Origin of the sequence: Microbacterium sp. JB110, from assembly GCF_003335195.1 — a bacterium.
Classification (GTDB): Bacteria; Actinomycetota; Actinomycetes; order Actinomycetales; family Microbacteriaceae; genus Microbacterium.
This window is the reverse complement of sequence record NZ_QPGM01000009.1, coordinates 63166-83976: the sequence shown is the minus strand read 5'-3', so window position 1 is coordinate 83976 and position 20811 is coordinate 63166. Positions and strand designations below refer to the sequence as shown.

Here is a 20811-nt window from a genome sequence, read left to right as displayed (position 1 = left end):
CGACCCGGAGCAGACCGACGGGATGCGCCGGAACGCGGATGCCCCTGACGAGTCGAAGATGAACCCGGACTCGTCCGACCCCCGTCGCCCCAGCGACCATTTCGAATCTGCCGAGCCATCGGCATCCGGTGCCTCTGCGGCATCCGGAGCCGTGTCTCCCGCACTGGGCGTCGTCGGCTGGGCGCGCTGGGCGTGGCGCCAGCTCACCAGCATGCGCACGGCGCTGGTGCTGCTGCTCCTGCTCGCGGTCGCGGCCGTGCCCGGTTCGCTGTTCCCGCAGCGCTCAGCCGATCCGAACGGCGTCACGCAGTACCAGAGCGACCATCCGGACATCTTCGGGTTCCTCGACGACATCTCGATGTTCGACGTGTATCACTCTCCGTGGTTCTCGGCGATCTACATTCTGCTGTTCGTGTCTCTGATCGGCTGCATCCTGCCGCGCACGAAGCACCACCTGAAGGCACTGCGCTCGCGCCCACCGCGCACACCGGCGCGGCTCGGCAGGCTGGCCGACTTCCGCTCGGAGACGGTCGATGTCGACGCCGACGAAGCGATCGACGCAGCGGCGAAGCAGCTGCGCGGCGCCGGCTACCGCATCGAGCGCTACGACTCCCCGGCCCGCGGCAGGCGCCCCGCGACCAGGAGCGTATCGGCCGAGCGAGGCTACCTGCGCGAGACAGGCAACCTGCTCTTCCACGCGGCCCTTGTCGGTGTGCTCGTCGCCGTCGGCGTCGGCGGAGCGTACAAATACACGGGACAGCGCGTCGTCGTCGAGGGCACGACCTTCGTCAACACGCTGCTCGACTACTCGTCGATGAACCGAGGACAGGCCGTCGCGGAGGACGCGCTCGAGCCGTACGCCATGACGCTCGACAGGTTCGACGTCACCTACCAGCCTCCCGGCAGCAACGCGATGAGCCAGGCGGGCGACTTCGCGGCCAACGTCACGATCCGGCGCCCAGGCGGGGACGAGACATCCGGGGTCGTGAAGGTGAACAGCCCGCTGACGATCGGCGGCGACAGCATCTATCTGCTGGGCAACGGCTACGCCCCCACGATCACGATCCGCGACGCCGACGACGAGATCATCTACCACGATTCCGTGGCCTTCCTCCCGTCGGGCGATGCGCAGATGACGTCGCAGGGAGTGGTGAAGGTCGCAGACGGCCTGCCGGAGCAGCTGGGCCTCGTGGGCTTCTTCTATCCCACCGTCGCAGAGCTGGAGACGGGCGCATACGCCTCGCAGTACGGTGACCTGGTCAACCCGCTGCTCACTCTCGACGTGTACGCAGGCGATCTCGGCATCGACGACGGCACGCCGCGCAACGTGTACGCGCTCGATCCGACCGGGATGGACCAGCTCACCGGCGGCGACACCGGCGTGGAATCGATTGAGCTCGCGCCGGGAGAATCGGCCGAGCTGCCTGACGGTATGGGCTCCATCACGTTCGAGGATGAGACACCGGAAGGTGCTGACTCCGCGCAGGGTTCGACCGAGTCGGTCAAGAGGTTCGCATCGCTGCAGGTGCATCATGACTCCTCAGCTGTGTGGGTGCTCGTCTTCGCGATGCTTGCAGTGCTCGGGCTGCTCGTCGCGCTGTTCGTGCCGCGGCGGCGGATGTGGGTCAAGGCCGTCGAGACGGAATCCGGCGTCGAACTGGAGTACGCCGGCCTCGCCCGCGGCGAGGACCCGACGCTCGCCGCCGCAGTCGATCAACTGGCGGAGAAGCACCTCGCCGGTCTCGGCGTCGCACCGGAGGATCCGGATGCGGTGGTCGAGCCGGAAGAGCCGGATGACACGCACGATGCAGGCGGCCCTGCGGCATTCGATGGAGCGGGCGCCGCGGATGGGACGAGCGCTTCGGCGACTCCTCCGCGACCGGCGTCGGAAACACGGGAAACCTGAGCTTTTCGCCCGTGACGGCTGGGGGCAGGCGGCCGTGTCGATCGTCGACGTCTCGCCCGTCCAGCCGAGCAGGTGGCATTCCTCCCTGCCAGGACGCAGGTGCCGAAGCGTAGGCTTCTGCACATGCCCGACGTCGTCTCCCTCGACACATACTCCGTGATTCTCGTGTGGACCGCGATCGCGATCTACACGCTCGCGTTCATCGTCTATGCGGTCGACCTCTCGAGGCGATCGCAGGAATCGATCGAGCAGCACGACGCGGCAGAGTCGCGTCAGCGCGAGAAGGTGGGCGCGCTGAACGCCGCCTCGGCGTCTCCCGTCGGCGTCGACTCGCGCGCGGCCGACTCGAGCGCGGCTCCCATCGGTGCGGCGAAGGCCCCGCGCCGAGTGTTCAGCCGCATCGGAACAGCCCTCACCGTGCTGGGCTTCCTCATGCACCTCGGCGGGACGCTGCTGCGCGGCATCGCCGCCGAGCGGGTGCCGTGGGCGAACATGTGGGAGTTCGCCATGACGGGCACCCTCCTGATCATGGCGGTGTACCTCGGCGTGCAGTTCTGGAAGGACCTGCGCTTCCTCGGCACGTTCATGACGGGGCTCGTGGTCGTCCTGCTCGGGGCATCGTCGACCTTCTACGTGGCGATCGTGCCTCTGATGGACCCGCTGAAGTCGGTGTGGCTCGTCATCCACGTGTTCGTGGCGTCGCTCAGCACAGCGTTCCTCGCACTCGCCTTCGGCCTCAGTGTGATGCAGCTGCTGCAGGCCCGCCGCGAACGGCTGGCGGTCGTCGCGGCGGAGAACGGCGGCGGACCCAAGCGCAGCTTCCTGCGCACGCTGCCGTCGGCCGAAGCGCTCGAGGGACTCGCGTACCGCCTTGCGATCATCGGCTTCATCCTGTGGACATTCACTCTCATCGCCGGAGCGATCTGGGCGCAGGACGCGTGGGGCCGCTACTGGGGCTTCGACGTGAAGGAAGTGTGGACCTTCATCATCTGGGTGCTCTACGCCGGCTACATCCATGCTCGCGCGACCCGCGGCTGGCGCGGCACCCGCTCCGCCTGGCTCGCGATCGTGGGCTTCGTCGCCGTGATCTTCAACTTCACGATCGTGAACATGTACTTCGACGGACTCCACGCCTACTCGGGATTGTAGAAACGCGTGCGCTCACCCGCGGAATTCAGGAAGATCCGCGTCTTCTCTGATGCCCGCGGGTGGAGCAGTCCTGGCTTCTGCGTGACCTCCTAGTCCTCGTGCGCGGTTCCGGATGTCCGGATGCTGCGGGTGCCGCATCACGGATGCTGAAGGTGCCGATTCGAGGGAAGCGGGGGTTCCATCGTGGGTGAGATTCTGGCATGGTAATTTGTGACAGCGCTGTCACACTCCGTTCACCGGGTGTTCTCATGAAGGTCGTGTGGGGTCCCTAGGTTCGAGGTTCTGGCAGTCGTCTGCCCTGACGCCCGTTTCGCCCCGACCCCTCGGAGACTTCCCTATGCCTTCCCCTGAACCCGTGCGGCGCCGCGGCCGCATCGCTGTGGCCGCCGGTGTGATCGGCGCGCTCGCCGCCGCATCCGTCGTCACCACCGCCCCCGCTGCGATCGCCGCAGAGGACTCGTCGCTGTCGGCCTTCGATGCCGTCGACCAGTTCATCGGAACCGGGATGGATGAGAGCAACAACTCTCGTGGCAACGATCACTACGGCAACACCTTCCCAGGGGCGACCGTGCCGTTCGGCATGGTGCAGTCGAGCCCGACGACCTACCAGTCGGACAACGGCGAGCAGTTCGGCGGCTACAAGTACGAGGCGGACGAGATCCGCGGCTTCGGCATGACGCGCCTGTCGGGAACCGGCTGCCGCTCGAACTTCGGCGGCTTCGACTTCCCCGTCATCCCGTTCTCGGGCGAGCTCGCCGACGACTCGCTTCCCAGCAATCCGGCGACCGACATCTCCGAGTACTTCCTGCCGTTCGCACACGACGACGAGACCGCAGAGCCCGGCTACTATTCCGTCGCGCTCGACTCCGGCGTCGAAGCCGAGCTGACGAGCACGACCCGCACGGCAGTGAGCCGCTACTCGTTCGACGCCGACGCAACCCTGCTCTTCGAAGCCGGGGGATCCAACAACGAAGTCCACGCATCCGATATCGCCTTCGACCCCGACACAGGAGAACTGAGCGGAACGGTCAGCGCGAACATCGTCTGCAACGGCGGCGGGCAGTACACCGCGCACTTCTCCGCTACGTTCGATCAGCCCGTCGAGTCCTACGGCGTCTGGACGCCGGATGGGCTGGAGTCGGGCGGAACCTCGGCCGATGCCGCTTCGAAGCACGGAGCGGGCGCCTGGGTGAGCTTCGCCGACGGTGCCGACGTGACGGCGAAGATCGGTCTCAGCTACGTCTCGGTCGACGGTGCCAGGGCGAACGCAGAGGCGGAGACCGCCGACCTCACCTTCGACGAGGTGCGCTCCGACGCGGCGTCGACATGGCAGGAAGCACTCACCACGATCGATGCGACCGGCGGCAGTGACGACGATCGCATCACCTTCTACACCGCGCTGTACCACGCGCTGCTGCACCCGAACACGTTCCAGGACGTCGACGGAACCTACATCGGCTATGACGGCGAGAGCCACACAGTCGAGGAAGGCCGCGACTTCTATGTGAACTTCTCCGGCTGGGACACCTACCGCGGGCAGTCGCAGCTCGTGGCGATGGTGTACCCGGATCGCGCCAGCGACATAAACCAGTCGATCGTCGACATGGTCGAGCAGTCGGGGCAGTGGACCAGCTGGCCGAGCTACAACCAGGTGCAGACGAAGATGAGCGGCGATTCGCTGCAGAACATCGTCGCGGCGACCGACGACTTCGGTGCCACCGACTACGACCGCGAGACCGCGCTGGCCACGATGGTCGAGACGCAGACTCTGCCGATGACGGACTCCGCCCGTTCCGACGGTGTGATGTACGGCATCCACGGCTGGGTCGACGGCGACAGGCAGGGCGCGGCGACCTCGCGCACCCTGGAGTACGCGACCAACGACTTCGCCATCGCGCAGCTGGCGCAGCGCCTCGGCGACGATGCGGCGTACGAGACGTTCTCGACGCGTTCGCAGAACTGGAAGAACGTCTTCAACTACGCTCGCGAGCACATCGACGCCCGCAACCGCAACGGCTTCCTGAACACCTCGCTCACCACGCAGGGGGCGCAGTTCGAGCAGTCCACCGGGCTGCAGTACGGCTTCAACGTGTCGCACAACATGGCGGCGCTGATCGAAGCCCGCGGCGGAACCGAGGCGGCCACCGCCGACCTCGACGCGCTGCTCGTCGACCTCGACGGCGGCGCCTTCAGCGACACCGCCTACCTCGCCAACCAGCCCAGCTTCGGCCTGCCGTGGGTCTACAACTGGCTGCAGGCCCCGCACAAGACGACCGACACCCTCTATCGCGCTGCCGACGAACTGTTCCACACCGACCCCGACGGTCTGTACGGCAACGATGACCTCGGCTCGATGAGCGCCTGGTATGTGTGGGCGAACCTCGGCATCATGCCGGCCATCTGGGGCACGGCCGATCTCGTCGTGTCCGCACCCATGTTCGAGCACATCGAGATCTCGCCCATCGGCGCCGAGCGCACGATCACCATCGACGCACCGGGCGCCGGCGAGGACCGCAAGTACACCACCGCACTCTCGGTGAACGGAACCCCGCAGACCGCATCGTGGCTCTCGCCCGAGTTCGTCCGCTCCGGCGGCACGCTCGATTTCACGATGAGCGCAGAACCCGGATCGTGGGGCACCGACGCGGACGACGTGCCGCCGTCGTATCCGGCAGGAACCGACAGCCCCAACTCGGTCGGGATCACCGACGACGGAGCCGTCAACATGGGCGGCCTCGACGCGGGAGGCATCGGCCTGTCGCGTCAGGACCTCGAGGACGCGGGCGTCACCGGCGGCACCCAGCTGCCGATGGGGGAGACCGGGGTCAGCTTCACCTGGCCGGACACGGCCGCAGGCGAGGTCGACCACTGGATCCCCAGCGGCCAGGTCCTCGAGTTCGGCGACATCGAGGCATCCGGAGTGTCCTTCCTCGGCCTCGCAACGAACGGGCCCTCCCGCGGCACGGCGTCGGTGACGTACGCCGACGGCTCGACTCAGGACGTCGACGTCCGCTTCACCGACTGGACGTCCGGCAGCATCGAGCCGGGCAACATCCGGATGATCGATCTCACGAAGCGCAACAAACTCGACGGCGGCCACGACACCGCGGCGCCGACGCTGTACGGCACGGCCGTCGTGCCGCTCGACGAGAGCAAGAAGGTGCGCAGCGTCACCCTGCCGACAGAGGTCTCCCGCGGCATCATGCACGTCTTCGACGTCGCGCTGCAGCCGATCGCCGATGATGACGAGCCGACGGAGCCGGAGCTGCCGACCAGGCCGGACCCGATCGACCCCACCGAGCCGACGACGCCCGAGCCCGTCGACATCGACGGCACGGCCGTCATGGACGCGGATGCCGCATGGCGCTTCCATGACGCGGAGGAGGACCCGGCTGCTGGCCTCGACGACAAGACAGCATGGACCGCGGCCGACTTCGACGATTCTGCGTGGAAGACCGGAACGACCAGCTTCGGCGCGAAGCGCGGAGAGATCGCCGACCTCGGCGGAGGATTCACTCCGGAGACCCTGGTGTCGCAGTACAAGGAGGACGGGGACAACGTCGAGGCGATGTTCTTCCGCAGCTCGTTCGAGCTGTCGGACGACGACCTCGAACTGATCACACAGCTGAACGGCGAGCTCGCCTACGACGACGGGGCCCGCGTGTACGTCAACGGTGAGATGGTCGGCGGATTCCGCGACGCACGCATCGACGACGGTGAGGGCAACATGGTCTATGCGGGCGACAACGAGTCGGCCCCGAGCACCGATGCGTTCAGCGTGCCGGCGGAGCACCTTCAGGCAGGGACCAACGAGATCGCGGTCCAGGTGCACAACACCAACGCCGGCAGCTCCGACATCTACATGCAGCTGCTCTCGCTCATCGTGGTGGCGAAGGACGCGCCAGCGGCGATCTCCGACGTCGTGCTGAGCCCCGGCGCCGACCAGACGCAGCGCAACCTCACCTTCTACACCGACCGCGATGTCGACACCCAGGTGCAGATCGCGCCGGTGGATGCGCGCACCGGGGCGGAGTTCCCCGTCGCGGGGGCCCGCGTCATCGACGCCGCAACGGAGGCGACGCGCGACGGCCGGTTCTCGAACCGTGCCGTGCTGGACGCCCTCGACGAGGACACGAGCTACATGTACCGCGTCGGCAGCGACGATTCCGGGTGGTCGCGCTCGTACGAGCTCTGGACGGGCACGTACGACAGCACGCACAGCTTCGTCTTCCTGGCCGACTCGCAGATCGGCGCATCCGGGAGCTGGGAAGCCGACGGTGAGCGCTGGGCGGCCGCGCTGGATCAGATCGACACGCACGAGAAGGACGCGTCGATGATCGTCAGCGGGGGCGACCAGGTCAACTCGCACCGGTCGGAGGACGAGTACCGCGTGCTGCTGGAGCCGGAACTGCTGACGCAGCTGCCCTTCGCGTCCACGATCGGCAACCACGACAATCAGTCCGACCAGTACAACTCGCACTTCTTCACGCCGAACCAGTCGGAGACGCACGGCTACGAAGACGCCGAAGAGCGCGCGGGCGGCGACTACTGGCACATCTACAACGGCGTGCTCTACCTGAACATCAACACGAACGCGCGCAGCGAGAACGAGGAGGACCACATCGCCTTCATGCGGGAGGTCGTGGAGGAGCAGGGCGACAACGCCGACTGGATCGTCGCGGTCATGCACCACTCGCTGTACTCGGCGGCGTTCCACTCGCTCGAGCAGGACGTGATCGAGCGTCGTGAGGCTCTGTCGCCCGCGTTCAGCGAGCTGGGGGTCGACCTGGTGCTCGCAGGCCATGACCACAGCTACACGCGCAGCTATCTGATGGAGGGCACCTCGCCGGCCGGCGATCTCGAAGCGCAGGAGGAGTCGGGCGTGACCCTCGCAGCGGAGGAAGGGCAGGTGCTCTACGTCACGGGCAACTCGTCGACGGGCAGCAAGTTCTACGGCATCGACGAGGACTCGCCCGAGGCTGCGGTGAAGTTCCAGTCGAACGAGCCGCAGTACACGGATGTCGATGTCTCGCCGGACGAGGTCACGCTCACCACGTACAAGACGATGGATCGAACGGTCGTCGACGAGGTGACGCTGACCCGCACGGTCGACGATGAGACCGGCCCGGTGCTCTCGGGCGTGGATGCGACGCAGACACCGCAGGGCCAGCCGTTCGACGTGCTGACCGGCGTGAGCGCGGTCGACGAGGTCGACGGCGACGTCACGGACGCGATCGAGGTGACCGGTGAGGTCGACACACGGGTGCCTGGCGAGTACGCCATCACGTACTCGGCAGTCGACGAGTCGGGCAACGAGACGCGGGCCGAGCGCGCCGTCACGGTGACCGCGGTCGAGCCGACGTTCATGGGCGTTCCGGATGCGAGGACGGTCGTCGAGGGTGAGCAGTTCGACGAACTCGAGGGCGTCTCGGCGATCGACGCGAACGGCGACGACATCACGGATCGCATCGAGGTCGAGATGACGTCGACTCAGCAGACCGGGCCGGCCCGACTCGTCGCGCCGGCGGCGGGCGACTACGCCCTGGTCTACTCCGTCACGGATGAGTACGGCACGACCGCGACGGCCGAGACGGCTGTGACGGTCGAAGCCGCCGAGGATCCGAGCGACCCCGACGACGGCGGGGGTGACGGTGACGGCGACGGAACCGACGGTGGGACTGACGGTGACGGCACCGACGGCGGCAGCACCGACGGTGACGCTACCGACAGCGACGACACCGGGACCGACGGTGACGCGACCGACGGTGGCACCGACGGCGGCACCGACGCTTCGGACGGCACCGACGAGCTGCCGGCAACCGGCGGGACGGTCTCGGCAGCGTGGGGAGTCCTCGGAATCCTCGCCCTGCTCACCGGAGCGGGCATCCTGCTCGGCCGCCGCGTGACGCGCGCCTGACACGACACACACGTCGCCCCCTGGCCCGCAACCGCGGACCAGGGGGCGACGTGCGTCAGGCGCTCAGTGCGCCATCGCTGCACGCGCACCTATCGCTCACTGGGTCCGATCGGCCGGTGAGCTCGGTGCGTCTGCCGGAAACGATGGCGGTCTCAACCGGTAAACGCACCACCCGCCTACTCTGTCAGGTCTTCGTGCCGTAGGTGCCATGTCTGCGGTAGCGAGACCCAGCGATGCCGCCCCCGTATCCTCGAGGGATGAACATGAGTCGTGGTCGCGCAGTTGGGAGTGCTTTCTCCGCGAAGGAGAAGACGGTGCTGGATCTTCTGTGCAGCGGGGATCACCCGTACCGTGAACTGGCTCGCGAGCAGCTCCGCGTCGCGTCGTGGGGTGGGTACCAGCTCGACGAGTGCGACTGCTTCCTTATCTCGGTTCCCAAGTTGCCGAAGGCAGCCCGGATCAGGCACGGTGGCGGACCGTTCTCTACCTTGGATGTCTCGCGCGCCGGAGAAGGGCTTGGCCAGCTCGATCTATGGGTCGTCGACGGTTACCTGCACTCCGTTGACTACATGACCTACGACGATCACGAGATGCTGCCTGACCTCGAAGATGACACTCTCGAGCCGCTCTACTGAGCCGTTTAGGCGAGCCTGCAAGCACGAAGTCGTTCGCGGCTGCTCAGCCAGTCAAGGACCTGGCGTGGACGTGTGTTGATCTTGTTCGCGATCTGATCGAGTTCGTCTTGAGTGAAGCGGTACAGGTCGGCGTTCTTCGCCAGGTACTGGCGTAGGAGCCGGTTGGTGTTCTCGTTCGAGCCTCGTTGCCACGGTGAGCGAGGATCGCAGAAGTAGACGTGGATGCCGAGGTCGTGGGCGAGTTGTTCGTGCTCTGACATCTCTCGACCTCGATCCCAAGTGATCGACCTCAACAGTGATTTCGGCATGCCGCGGAGGTTCTGGACGAGCGCGGCGCGGACGTCTGGGCCCTTGATGCCATCGAGCTTGACGAGGCGAACGATCCTGGTGGTGCGTTCCACGAGGGTTGCCACGGCGCTGGGGCGTCGCCCCATGACGAGGTCCCCTTCCCAATGCCCTACCTCGGTCCGGGTCTCGATCTGCTCTGGTCGATCATGGATAGAGACCATGTTCCGCAGCCGGCCCCGCCCGTGCCCGGTACGACGCGCTTTCCTCGAGGTGCGCATGCCGCGCCCCGACCGCAGATGCGTCTTCAGCGTCGAGGGGAGCGACAGGCGCGAGCTGATGTAGAGGGTCCGGTAGATAGCCTCGTGCGAGATCCGTACTCCCTGTGCTGAAGCCGGAGTCAGTCGGAGCCATGCCGCGATCTGCTGCGGCGACCAATCCGCCATCAGCTTCTCCTGCACGATGCTCCGCAGGTCATCGTGCGTTTCCAGCTTGCACGGCTTCGGACGCCTCGCGTTCTCCCACGCTCGTCGATCGGCTGCCGCAGCCCGGTACTGCGTAGGTCCACCGTTACGGGCGATCTCCCGCGAGACCGAGGAAGCAGACCGGCGCAGGCGAGTCGCGATAGCGCGCGCGGAATCACCGGCCGCGAGTCCGCGGGAGATTTCCTCTCGTTCAGTGAGCGACAGTCTCAGCGGTGCCCGTGAACGCGCTGCCGGGCGGATCCCGCCGGTCACTGCCAGGAGCCGACGCACCGCCTCACGGTTGCAGCACACAGCCCGGGCGATAACCCGGACCGGCTCGCCCGCGCGCCATCGTTCCCATACCGCGTCCTGCTGTTCGAGACTCAACACCATGCCCGGGCCTCCTCGCCGATCTATCCGCATGCTTCCACCACTGGGTGGTGCGTTGACCGGTTGAGACCGCCATCGTTATCGGCAGCAGGATGTTGTCTCGAAGGTTTCAACAGCCATCACCACTGAGGACGGGTTTGCTTGACGCGCGTTCAGGTTCACGCACGGGGCCCCAGCCGAGATCGGCTGGGGCCCGAGAAACAGCAGGTTTGAGCTCAGGTCACGCGACGAGAACGATGTCTACTTTTGTACCGACGACGTTTCCGCCGAGTTCGATGAGAACGCTGGGTCCGTAATGGCGGTCGGTGCACTGAGAGGAGCTGCCCCAGCAGAGCTTCGCTTTGGCTCCAGAAGTGACCCAGAAGTTGCCACGATTATTCCAGGTGCCCGCGGTGATGCCGTGAGAAAAGCCGACGCTCGCGGAGGGTGGGCCTGAAGGTAGAGCAACTCCGTACCAGCATCCGCGGACGTTAGAGCAGTTGGGGTACGCGGTTCGCGCCGAGGGGTTGGAGCTCTCGGATTCTTCGAGTGCGGCCGCGAGCGAGTCGGGAAGCACCTGGACGCTGGTGGGCAGGCCAGTCTCGTCGTCGATGGTGACTCGGATAGGCGTGTCTGAATCGAGGAGTGCTACTTCTGCTTCGGTCAGGTGGGAGTTGTCCACGGCCGGTGCCAGTGCGGTCAAGGGGGTGGCCACGATGATCGCGGCAGCCACGGCCAGAAAGCCGATTACGGGCTTGATCTTCATTTTGTTCCTAAGTGATGTGAGAGTGCGGCGGTCGCTGTCACGGCCTGGACAGCATCCAGCTGACGAAGTAGGTGGCGAACGCGGCCACCAGGACAGTGACGACCAGAACGAAGACGAATTTAATTCGTGGACGTTCGTGAGCGGATGCGAGGAGCGCGATCCCTGGGATGGTGGCGATGAGAAGACCGCTGGCGATGGAGAACAGCAGTGATACCTGGTCGAGGACGTTGACTGCGCCGGGGCCTTCACTCATGTAGTCGAAGTGACCTTCGACGGAAGAAGCGATTGAGGCGGAAATCGCAAGTAGGATGCACGCCGCGAGCCCCGGGATCAGAATCGCGGCGACGCCTATCTTGCTGATCTTTCGTAGCTTCCGCGTGTGGGTTACGTCTGTCATGGTTTCGTCTCAATCTCTGTAGGTCCGCAAGTACTAGCTTGCGGACTGACTCGCCCCGGCGTGTCCGGAGACTGGATTCCTTGGAAGGATCAGTCTCATGGCACGACCCAGCAAATACCCCGCCGAGCTGCGTGAGCGCGCGGTCCGGATGGTCGCGGAGGTCCGCGACGATCATCCGAGCGAGCTCGCCGCGATCCGGCATGTCGCCGGGCTTCTCGGCATCGGCTCCCCGGAGACGCTGCGGACCTGGATCCGGCGGCGCGAGATCGACGCGGGCGAGCGTCCTGGGGTGACGACCGAGCAGGCCGAGGAGAACAAGCGCCTCAAGCGCGAGAACGCCGAGTTGCGGCGGGCGAACGAGATCCTGAAGGCCGCGTCGGCTTTCTTCGCGGCCGAGCTCGACCGGCCACAGAAGCGATCGTGAGGTTCATCACCGATCACAAGGACCGAGCTGATGGAGGTCTGCGGTGGGGTGTCGAGTCGATCTGTGCCGTGCTCGCCTCGCATGGTGTCGGGATCGCCCCATCGACCTACTACGACGCGAGAGATCGCGGCCTGTCGGCGCGTGAACAGCGTGACGAGAGGTGGAAGGACATCATCTTCACCACCTGGGAGAAGCAGCGTCGTCGCCTCGGGGCGCGCAAGCTCTGGCTCCGGCTGCGCCGAGACGGCCACTCCATTGCCCGCGTCACCGTCGAGCGCCTCATGCGCGAGCTCGGGATCAGCGGTGTGATTCGTGGCGGCCGCAAGAAGCCTGCCGATACCGGTGAGCGGCAGACGCGGCCGGCGGACCTCGTCGACCGGCACTTCCGTCGGTTCCGCACCGATCAGCTGTGGGTGGCGGATTTCACGTATGTGTGGACGTGGACGGGCTGGGTGTATGTCGCGTTCGTGTTCGACGCGTACTCACGCCGCGTCCTCGGATGGCGGGCCGCGACATCGATGGCGACGCCGCTGGTGTTGGACTGTCTCGAGATGGCACTGTTCACGCGCCGCCGCGAGGGCGCCACCGGGTTCGCGGGGCTGACGCATCACACGGATGCCGGGTCGGTCTACACGTCGATCGCGTTCACCGAGCGCCTCGCCGACGAACATATCGACCCGTCAGTCGGCAGCGTCGGTGACGCGTATGACAACTCCCTCGCGGAGTCCCAGATCGGGCTCTACAAGTCCGAGCTGATCCATCTCGAGGGGCCGTGGCGGGACGTCGCGCATGTCGAGGCCGCGACCGCGGAGTGGGTGTCGTGGTTCAACACGGAGCGGATGCACGGCTCGCTCGACGACCTCACCCCGAGCGAGGTCGAGCAGATCGACTACGCTCGCCACCAGTCGTTGGAAACAGCGGCCTGACACCAGTCAATAACTCTCCGGACACGCCGGGGCGAGTCAGTTCGAGTTCCTGGAGGATCTGCGGGAGGGCGTCGTCGAGAGGCTGGTCGTCGCGGTCGGTCCAGGAGTCGCCCCAGAAGGTGACGCCTCTGTTGTCGATCCGGATGCCGAGGCGGCCTGTGGGGATGTAGTCCCATTTCGGGAGCGCGTATCCCCTGACGGCCCGGGCGAGTTCGCTCTTGGTGGCGACGTGTTCGACTTTCTCGGTGAGCTGGTAGATGCTCAGCCGGTACTCGTCGGGTCCGAGCGTGATCTTGATGTGTCCGGTGTTCTCCTCGGTGCGCTGCACGTACCCCCAACGGTCCTTCCGCGGCGCTGGAATCGCCACGACGGTGTACTCGCGGTGTCGCGCTTCCACAACGAGCGCTTCTACGAGGCGCAGGGCTCGGTTCTTCTCCGCCGCCCGGATGTCAAGATCGTCGCGGGTGCCGAGCGCCTTGATGACATCGGAGGGGCCGCGGAGAGCGCCCGGCACCGGAATCGGGTCCAGGGTGCGGGTACGCCACTCCGGCAACAGTTCGAGGGTGACGTGAGCGGTGCGGGTGGGGTAATCGCTGCTGACGGTGACTTGCATGCCGTCGGGGATCTTCTTGAACCTGCCCGCGGTCAATGCGAGCTGCCGGTAGCGCTGCACCTGGCCGTACTCGACCTCGATTCGATGGTCCTCAGCGGCCGTGAGGGTGTTCATCATCGCGTCCGTCGGCCCCACCCGTGGCGGCTTTCGCGGCTTCCGCTCCGCCACTGCCTTCGACGCGGGAGCGGGCTTTGTTCTGGCTGTCGGTCTCGGACGTGGGGCGGACGTGGCGGCCGGGTCGTCATCGCTGGGCGGGTAGTCGCCGTGCTCGAGGTGATAGGCGCCGCCCGTCGTGAGCGTGGCTCGCCAGTTCTTGCCGTGGCCGGACACGTCGACGAGGCCGCGGTTGTGGAGAGCGCGGGCGACGATGCGGGGCCGGTAGTCCTCGTAGACACCGTCGGGCGTGCCGTCACGAATCCAGGTGAGGATCTCCAGCTGTAGGTCGTTCAGAGGGATACGCGCCATGCGTCAATCCCGCCAGCTCGTCGCGATCGCCGCGTACGAGTCCGGGCACAAGTCCGACCGCGTCAAACGCGCCAACAAGCGCCTCGCGGAACAAGGCGCGTGGCACGGCCCTGCCCGGTACGGATACGGACCCGGCGGGGTCCTGATCCCGGAGCAGGCGGCGGTGATCCGGCAGATGGCCGACCGGTTTCTCGCCGGCGAGTCCCTCCGCTCCATCACCGCCTGGCTGAACCGCTCCGGCATCCCGCCGCTGCGCGCGGGTTCCGGGACGTCGGGGCTGTGGCATTCGTACACGGTGCGCAGCGTGCTGTCCTCCGCTCGCATCTCCGGGCAGCGCGCCTACGCCCCCGACACCCGCGCGGACCCCGCAGGTGGGCGGGAGATCCTCGGCCCGGGTGATTGGGAACCGATCATCACCCCGGAGGAGACCGCGCAGATCCGCGCGATCCTCGCCGACCCCACCCGCCGCCGCACCACTCCGGCCCGCCCGACCCTGTTGGGCGGGATCGCACGCTGCGGGAAGTGCGGCGCCGGGCTCACGATCGCCGGGAAGCTCTCCCCCACCGGCAACACCCAACGGTACACCTGCCAGAAGGATCCTTCCCGTCCGGAGCGCGGTGGGCTGAGCATCAACGCCGCCCACCTCGACGACTACATCACCGAACGCGTCCTGCACCGCCTGACCCGCCCGCGGCCGTCGTCGGACAAGGAGTCAACCTCGGCGCTCCTCGGACGAGTCGTGGAGATCAACACGCGCCTCGGGCAACTAGAGCAGGACCGTGCGGAGCGCTTCATCACATCGAGTGAGCATCGAGTAGCTCGCTTGGTCGCCGAAGATGCACTCCGCGAGACCGAACGACAACTCGTCGCCACCGAAGACGCGGTCGCCCTGTATGCGGCCCCGATCGGTAACCGGGAAGCGCTCAAGGACTGGTGGCATGCCCTCGATGTCACCGACCGACGAGCCGTGATCACCACCCTCATCACCCGGCTACGGATCGCCCCCGGGAAACCAGGCCGCAGCTTCGACCCGACGCGGGTGCTCATCACCTACCGCCCTTGACCCACCGCACACTCGTGGTCCGGTCTGGCGCTCTCGCGTCCGCGAGAAGCCGGGGGGCGCGGGCTGCGCCCACACCGGAGTACCTCATCACCACCACGACGGCCCTGATCTACCTGCGGATCTCCGCGAACCGCACCAGCGAACACGCCTCCATCGAGCAGCAACGAGCCGACTGCACCGCACTCGCAGGCCAACTCGGCTACACGCGAGCGATCGAGTTCGTCGATGAAGCCATCTCCGCGTACCAGGACCGCGCCCGACCCGGATACCAGCAGCTACTCCATCAGATCCAAGAGTCCGAGGCGGGAACGGTGATCGTTTGGCATCTTGATCGCCTCTACCGCAAGCCGCGAGAACTCGAGCAGCTCCTCGACCTGCTCGACATCCACCCCATACGCGTCGAGTCCGCTCAGGGCGGGTCCTTCATCGTGACGATCCGGTCAGCTCTCGGGTGGCCGCTGTTCGTGAGCGGGCTGCTGGTGCTGCTCGCCGTCATCGTCCTCGTGACCGCAGCAAACCCATATCGGAGGGTCAGCGGCGACGCGGAACTACCCCGACACATCTTCCACCTCTCGCCCGAGTGATGGGACGAAGGAGCCACCGTCACGCTCGCAGTGCAACGGTGCCGCAAGAAGCAGTTCATCGCTGAGAACCGCTGGGGCAAGCGATCCCGGCTCGTCTACTTCTTCCCGCAGCGCCCGACGCGCCAGCAAGCGCTAGGGCAGACGCTCTCCGGTCGACGACGCCCCCGATATCTTTACGAGCTTGAAGTGCTGTCACCCTTCGACGCGGTGTACGAGCGCGTAGCCGCCAGAGCCACCACGGAGGACCTCACCGCGCGCGTGGTGCGCAGACAGCCCGCGCCCGCGTGGTCGCGGCGCCGTCTTTGACACGTAGGTGTCAATTGACTCTCACGACAGCGCCCCAAATCCTGCATCGAAGGGCTTGGGGTTGCGCTCCCCAGGTTCGCGGTCGACGCTGCCGACGGCGTCCAGTGCCTCGCCGAGTCGGGTGCGGTCCTCGCCACGGAGTGTGATGAGCCGCCACGTCGGCATTCGCGAACCATCCGAAGAACCTGTCGGCGCCGGCCGCGTCGAGAAAGATGTTGGCCCCGGGCCGAACTGGTTCGCAGTTCGCCCTTGGGTATGGTCCTCCCTTGGACGTCCTTGGAGGCGATCGAGCACAGGCACCGCCCCAGCGCGAACGCCGCCAGCCCGACCAGGATCACGACCCCGGCGACCAGGCCCTGCCCGAGCGCGGCGGTTCCGGCGATCACTCCCGCCGAAGCGGCCTGCACCAGAGCGCCGGAGATGAACACCCACTTGCGGAACCGCACACGGACGATGAGTGGCGTGAGGAACGCCTGCGGGAGCATCGAGAGCGACTCGCGGATCGGCACCAGTAGGCCCGTCAGCGCCACGGGAACGCCGAGGGCGTTGAACAGCCACGGCAGCACGGTCGAGGCGTTGACGATCTGATCGCCCGAGGACTGGAGCGCGTTGGCGGCCACCAGTCGAAGTCCATTGGGCGCGAGATTGCGTCGCACCTCAGGATCGAGCTCCTGCTCGGCCCGCTTGTCCCGGTGCAACACCGCCGAGTAGATCCGCTCCCCAGCGCTCATACCCGGGAATCTAGACCGCGCCCGCGACATCCGCGAGACCTCTGTTCGACGCTCGCGTCTGCGCGCGGAACTCCATCCGTTATGCCCCGTGTGCGCATAGTCCCACGACACGTCGGGCGGGCTGGTAGCGTGTAGCGCATGGCCGCCGCGCAGCGCATGCCTCTGACGCCGTTCGTCGACGTTCTGCCGTTGCCCGAGCGCCTGCTCGCGCGCGATCACAACGGCCGTCTGACGGTGCGGATCCGTACCGGCTCACACAGCTTCCATCGCGATCTGCCCCGGTCGCGTGTGTGGGGCTACGACGGCACGCTCCCAGGCCCGACGATCGAGGCTGAGCGCGGCCACCCGGTCCGCGTCGAGTGGCGCAACGAGCTTGACGGCGGGCTGCCCGTCATCGTAACGATGGCCGGCGACGAGGTCGACGCCGACGGTGTGCCTGTGCAGTGCAGTCCCGGTCTGAGCGGCGGCACGCCGGACCCGCACGCCGCGGCGCTGACGGGACACTCGGTCGTGCACCTGCACGGTGGCCTGACACCGGCCGTGTACGACGGCTGGACCGAGAACCTCTTCGCACCCGGCCAGCTCGCCGTATTTGACTACCCGATGGACCAACGCGCGACGCTGCTCTGGTACCACGACCACGTGATGGGCGTCACTCGGTTCGACGTATACGCCGGGCTGGCGGGACTGTGGATCATCCGCGACCAGCGCGAACGTGACCTCGGGCTGCCCGAGGGACCACCGTACGAGGTGCCGCTGCTGCTGCAGGACCGTAACTTCGGACTCGACGAGGGCGGTCGGCTGACCGGCCAGCTGGTGCACAAGACCGACCCTGGGGTGATGGAGGCCTTCGCGCCGTTCACGGTCGTCAACGGCAAAGTCTGGCCTATCCTCGACGTCCAGCCCGCCACGTACCGCTTCCGCGTGCTCAACGGCTCCAACGCCCGCACCTTCCGGCTCGTGCTGCTGCGAGACGGCGTGCCCGAATTCGATCGCATCACTCAGATCGGCACCGACTCGGGCCTACTCCGCGAGCCCGTCGCGCTGCCACCCGACGGGCTGGTCCTCGCCTCAGCCGAGCGCGCCGACCTGCTCGTCGACTTCTCGGACCTTCAACCGGGCACCGAGCTCACGCTCTACAACACCGCCGGCGCTCCGTTCGATGGCGCGCCCTTTCCCGCCGCTGATGCCGCCGATGCCGCGGATCTCGACGCGCTGCTGCCGTACCCCCAGGTCATGCGTTTCCGTGTCGTCCCGGGCCCGGTCGCGCACCGTCCGGTGCCCCGCGAACTGGCGACCGACTTCGCCCTGCCAAAACCCGAGGAGCTGGACGCGGCGCCGCGGCGTGCCATCGCGCTTGTCGAGCGCGAGTTCGAGGACGTACCCAACATGCTGACCATGCGTGAGCTCGCCGTTGTCGACGACGAGGACGAGACGACCGGTCCGCTGATCACCCTCACCGACGGCGACCACACGACGCGCTACCGCGCGGTTGCCGCCCACTTCGAGGACACCGCCACGTTCTTCCCGATGCTCGGCCAGTACGAGATCTGGCAGCTCATCAACCTCACCGATGACACGCACCCCATCCACATCCACCTCGATCCCTTCCAGGTCCTCGCGCGCCGGCCCATCGGCTGGGAGATCCCCGACGACGGCATCGGCGATCTCGACCTCAGCGCGCGGATCACTCTCGGTCGCGACCCCGACGACGAGCTCGACCACGTCATCGACGCCAACGAGCGCGGGCTCAAAGACACAGTCCGCGTCAACCCCCACGAAATCGTCGAGATCGCCGTCCGGTTCCACGCCTACAGCGGCCGCTACATGTACCACTGCCACATCCTCGAGCACGAGGATCGCGATATGATGCGGCCCTTTGTGACCATGCCTCCCGAACTCATGCCGTTCATGGCGTGACCCTGGCACGTCAGGAGCGCCAGGGAATACAAATCGATTCGCCATGTTGAAGTGGGAGACGGGCAGCCACTTCTGCTGGCCCTGCACTGTACGACGCGCCAGGCCCGCGAACATCGAATCTGCTGGGCGCCCGTTCGCGTTTGAGAAGGAGTATGAGAATGGCTATTCAGGATAAGGTCGCATTGGTCACCGGAGCCGGGCAGGGGATCGGGCGCGGCATCGCGCTTCGTCTCGCCGCCGACGGTTTTGACATCGCCGTCGCGGACATCGAGCCGCAGCGCGAGAAGGGTGATTCGGTCGTCGCCGAGATCGAGCAGCTGGGCCGAAAAGCGGTCTTCGTCGCTGCGGACGTGTCGAAGCGCGACCAGGTCGTTGCCGCTGTCGACGCAGCCGCCGAACAGCTCGGCGGGTTCGATGTGATCGTCAACAACGCCGGCATCGCCCAGATCAAGCCCGTACTCGAGATCACCGCCGAAGAGCTCGATCAGATCTTCCGGATCAACGTCGACAGCGTGGTCTGGGGCATCCAGGCGGCCGCAGCGAAGTTCGAACAGCTCGGTCACGGTGGAAAGATCATCTCCGCGGCATCCATCGCGTCGATCCAGGGGTTCCCCATCCTCAGCGCGTATTCGGCCTCGAAGTTCGCCGTTCGCGGCTTCACCCAGGCGGCCGCGCAGGAGCTCGCTCCGAAGGGCATCACGGTGAACGCTTACGCGCCCGGCATCGTCGGCACCGGCATGTGGGAACTCATCGACGCCGAGCTCAGCAAGATCAACGGCAAGCCACTCGGCCAGAACCTCAAGGAAAACGTGGAGGGCATCGCGCTCGGCCGCATCGAGACCCCCGAGGACGTCGCGAAGGTCGTGTCGTTCTTCGCCGGCCCCGACTCGGACTACGTCACCGGCCAGGTGCTTCTCGTCGACGGCGGCATGCTTTACAACTGAGTCATCACTGACCGTCTCACCACCCGCCGCGCGTCGGCGTGTGACCCTCCCGGACGCCCTCCGGTATCGGCAGCTCAGCCCGCAGACCGAGCAGTCGGAAAGGCCTCGTGAAGATCAGACGAAGTCACGACCGGATCGTACTCACCTGCCCCTCGACGCGACCTGCGTCGGGGGGCTTTTTCGCGCCCACAAATCGGCGCCCAGTGGTGCAGCCACCTCGATACGCCTGTACTGAATTACATATCGAACGCGTCAGCCGCAACCTCCGCGAGCTCGAGGTCAGGGCGCGCACGCACGTCCGGCGGGTTCTGCCTGCCGGGACGCTCACCGCGCGTCGAGGGCTCCCGGCGAATGTGGTGTTCGCAGCCGCCTTGTCCATGGCGTTCTTCACCGCAGACCTGTTCATTCCGCTCGCCCTTACCAGCGTGCAAGGGATCAGCGCTACACTCGCCGGGATCGTCCTGACCGCAGGCATCATCGGGTGGACCGCCGGCGCCTATGCCCCCGCCCGGCTCCTGAAGTGGGGCATGACCAAGGGGGGGCATCGCGCGCCTCGGAGCGATTCTCGTCATCGCGGGTTTGACGGTGATCGGTGCCGTGATCCTCACCACCGTCCCCGTCCCCGTCGCCGCCGTGGGCTGGATCATCGCCGGGCTCGGCGCCGGTCTCGGTTTCACGATCAACTCCATCGCCGTCCTCGATGATGCCGCTGGCACGGTCGGGCGCGCCTCATCGCAGATGGAGCTCGGCAACCAGGCCGGCATCGCCATCGGCACCGGGCTCGCCGGTGCCCTGGTCGCCACCATGGGCGCCACTGCAGCCGGACTAAGCGGCGTCCTCGTCGTCGCTGGGGCCGGCGTCGTACTCGCTCTCCTCGCCTCCACGAGGTTCGCCGAAACCCACCCACCCTTGACTCCCCCCGAAAGATGATGCTGACTTGGACTCGA

General features: G+C 66.7%; 15 protein-coding genes. 10 read left to right on the top strand and 5 right to left on the bottom strand.

Features of this window, described 5'->3' with window-relative positions; all coding sequences use genetic code 11:
• Positions 1–22 precede the first annotated feature (22 nt).
• From resB to CIK77_RS14835, 4 genes are all read left to right on the top strand, one after another.
• Entirely contained in the window at positions 23–1906 is a 1884-nt protein-coding gene (resB, locus tag CIK77_RS14850; protein WP_249268596.1) for a cytochrome c biogenesis protein ResB, read from the top strand.
• Positions 1907–2029: 123 nt separating this feature from the next.
• Positions 2030–3055 (top strand): c-type cytochrome biogenesis protein CcsB, encoded by a 1026-nt coding sequence (gene ccsB, locus CIK77_RS14845; protein ID WP_087054953.1) that lies wholly within the window; start codon positions 2030–2032, stop codon positions 3053–3055.
• Positions 3056–3392: 337 nt separating this feature from the next.
• The gene (locus CIK77_RS14840) at positions 3393–8972 is read left to right on the top strand and encodes a GH92 family glycosyl hydrolase (protein ID WP_087054954.1); all 5580 of its coding nucleotides are present in this window, start codon (positions 3393–3395) and stop codon (positions 8970–8972) included.
• Between the two features lie 314 nt (positions 8973–9286).
• Positions 9287–9607: a hypothetical protein gene (locus CIK77_RS14835; RefSeq protein ID WP_087054955.1), complete on the top strand. Its 321-nt coding sequence runs from the start codon at positions 9287–9289 to the stop codon at positions 9605–9607.
• A gap of 5 nt (positions 9608–9612) precedes the next feature.
• Here CIK77_RS14835 and CIK77_RS14830 read toward each other — a convergent pair whose 3' ends face one another.
• The 3 genes from CIK77_RS14830 to CIK77_RS14820 form a co-directional block, all read right to left on the bottom strand.
• Positions 9613–10749 carry an IS30 family transposase gene (locus tag CIK77_RS14830; protein WP_087054967.1) on the bottom strand — a complete coding sequence of 379 codons (1137 nt, stop codon included), beginning with the start codon at positions 10747–10749 and terminating at the stop codon, positions 9613–9615.
• 217 nt (positions 10750–10966) lie between these two features.
• Positions 10967–11491, bottom strand: coding sequence for a hypothetical protein (locus CIK77_RS14825; RefSeq protein WP_087054957.1), 525 nt, complete (start codon positions 11489–11491; stop codon positions 10967–10969).
• 37 nt (positions 11492–11528) lie between these two features.
• Positions 11529–11888, bottom strand: a complete 360-nt coding sequence (locus CIK77_RS14820) for a hypothetical protein (protein WP_087054958.1) — start codon at positions 11886–11888, stop codon at positions 11529–11531.
• Positions 11889–11985: 97 nt separating this feature from the next.
• On the opposite strand from CIK77_RS14820, the gene CIK77_RS14815 reads away from it, so the two are divergent.
• Positions 11986–13238 (top strand): IS3 family transposase gene (locus CIK77_RS14815; protein ID WP_087054959.1). Its coding sequence is split into 2 segments (ribosomal slippage): positions 11986–12268 and positions 12268–13238, totalling 1254 coding nucleotides; the frame shifts between segments, so codons are not numbered across the junction.
• On the opposite strand, the gene CIK77_RS14810 is transcribed toward CIK77_RS14815, so the two are convergent.
• Positions 13174–14316: a hypothetical protein gene (locus CIK77_RS14810; RefSeq protein ID WP_087054960.1), complete on the bottom strand. Its 1143-nt coding sequence runs from the start codon at positions 14314–14316 to the stop codon at positions 13174–13176. The two genes, CIK77_RS14815 and CIK77_RS14810, sit on opposite strands and share 65 nt — an antisense overlap.
• On the opposite strand from CIK77_RS14810, the gene CIK77_RS14805 reads away from it, so the two are divergent.
• Both CIK77_RS14805 and CIK77_RS14800 read left to right on the top strand, forming a co-directional pair.
• A complete protein-coding gene (locus CIK77_RS14805) occupies positions 14315–15379 on the top strand; it encodes a recombinase family protein (protein ID WP_087054961.1) in 1065 nt (354 codons plus the stop codon). The two genes, CIK77_RS14810 and CIK77_RS14805, sit on opposite strands and share 2 nt — an antisense overlap.
• Positions 15376–15963, top strand: coding sequence for a recombinase family protein (locus tag CIK77_RS14800; protein WP_170934126.1), 588 nt, complete (start codon positions 15376–15378; stop codon positions 15961–15963). The genes CIK77_RS14805 and CIK77_RS14800 overlap by 4 nt, the downstream gene beginning before the upstream one ends.
• A gap of 173 nt (positions 15964–16136) precedes the next feature.
• On the opposite strand, the gene CIK77_RS17750 is transcribed toward CIK77_RS14800, so the two are convergent.
• Complete coding sequence (locus CIK77_RS17750) at positions 16137–17000, bottom strand: hypothetical protein (protein WP_181861421.1); 864 nt, start codon at positions 16998–17000, stop codon at positions 16137–16139.
• Between the two features lie 138 nt (positions 17001–17138).
• On the opposite strand from CIK77_RS17750, the gene CIK77_RS14785 reads away from it, so the two are divergent.
• The 3 genes from CIK77_RS14785 (at position 17139) to CIK77_RS14775 (ending at position 20794) form a co-directional block, all read left to right on the top strand.
• Entirely contained in the window at positions 17139–18920 is a 1782-nt protein-coding gene (locus CIK77_RS14785; protein WP_054682937.1) for a multicopper oxidase family protein, read from the top strand.
• Between the two features lie 158 nt (positions 18921–19078).
• Positions 19079–19864, top strand: a complete 786-nt coding sequence (locus tag CIK77_RS14780; protein WP_025104939.1) for an acetoin reductase — start codon at positions 19079–19081, stop codon at positions 19862–19864.
• A gap of 597 nt (positions 19865–20461) precedes the next feature.
• Positions 20462–20794, top strand: coding sequence for a hypothetical protein (locus tag CIK77_RS14775; protein ID WP_140403531.1), 333 nt, complete (start codon positions 20462–20464; stop codon positions 20792–20794).
• Positions 20795–20811: the final 17 nt, after the last annotated feature.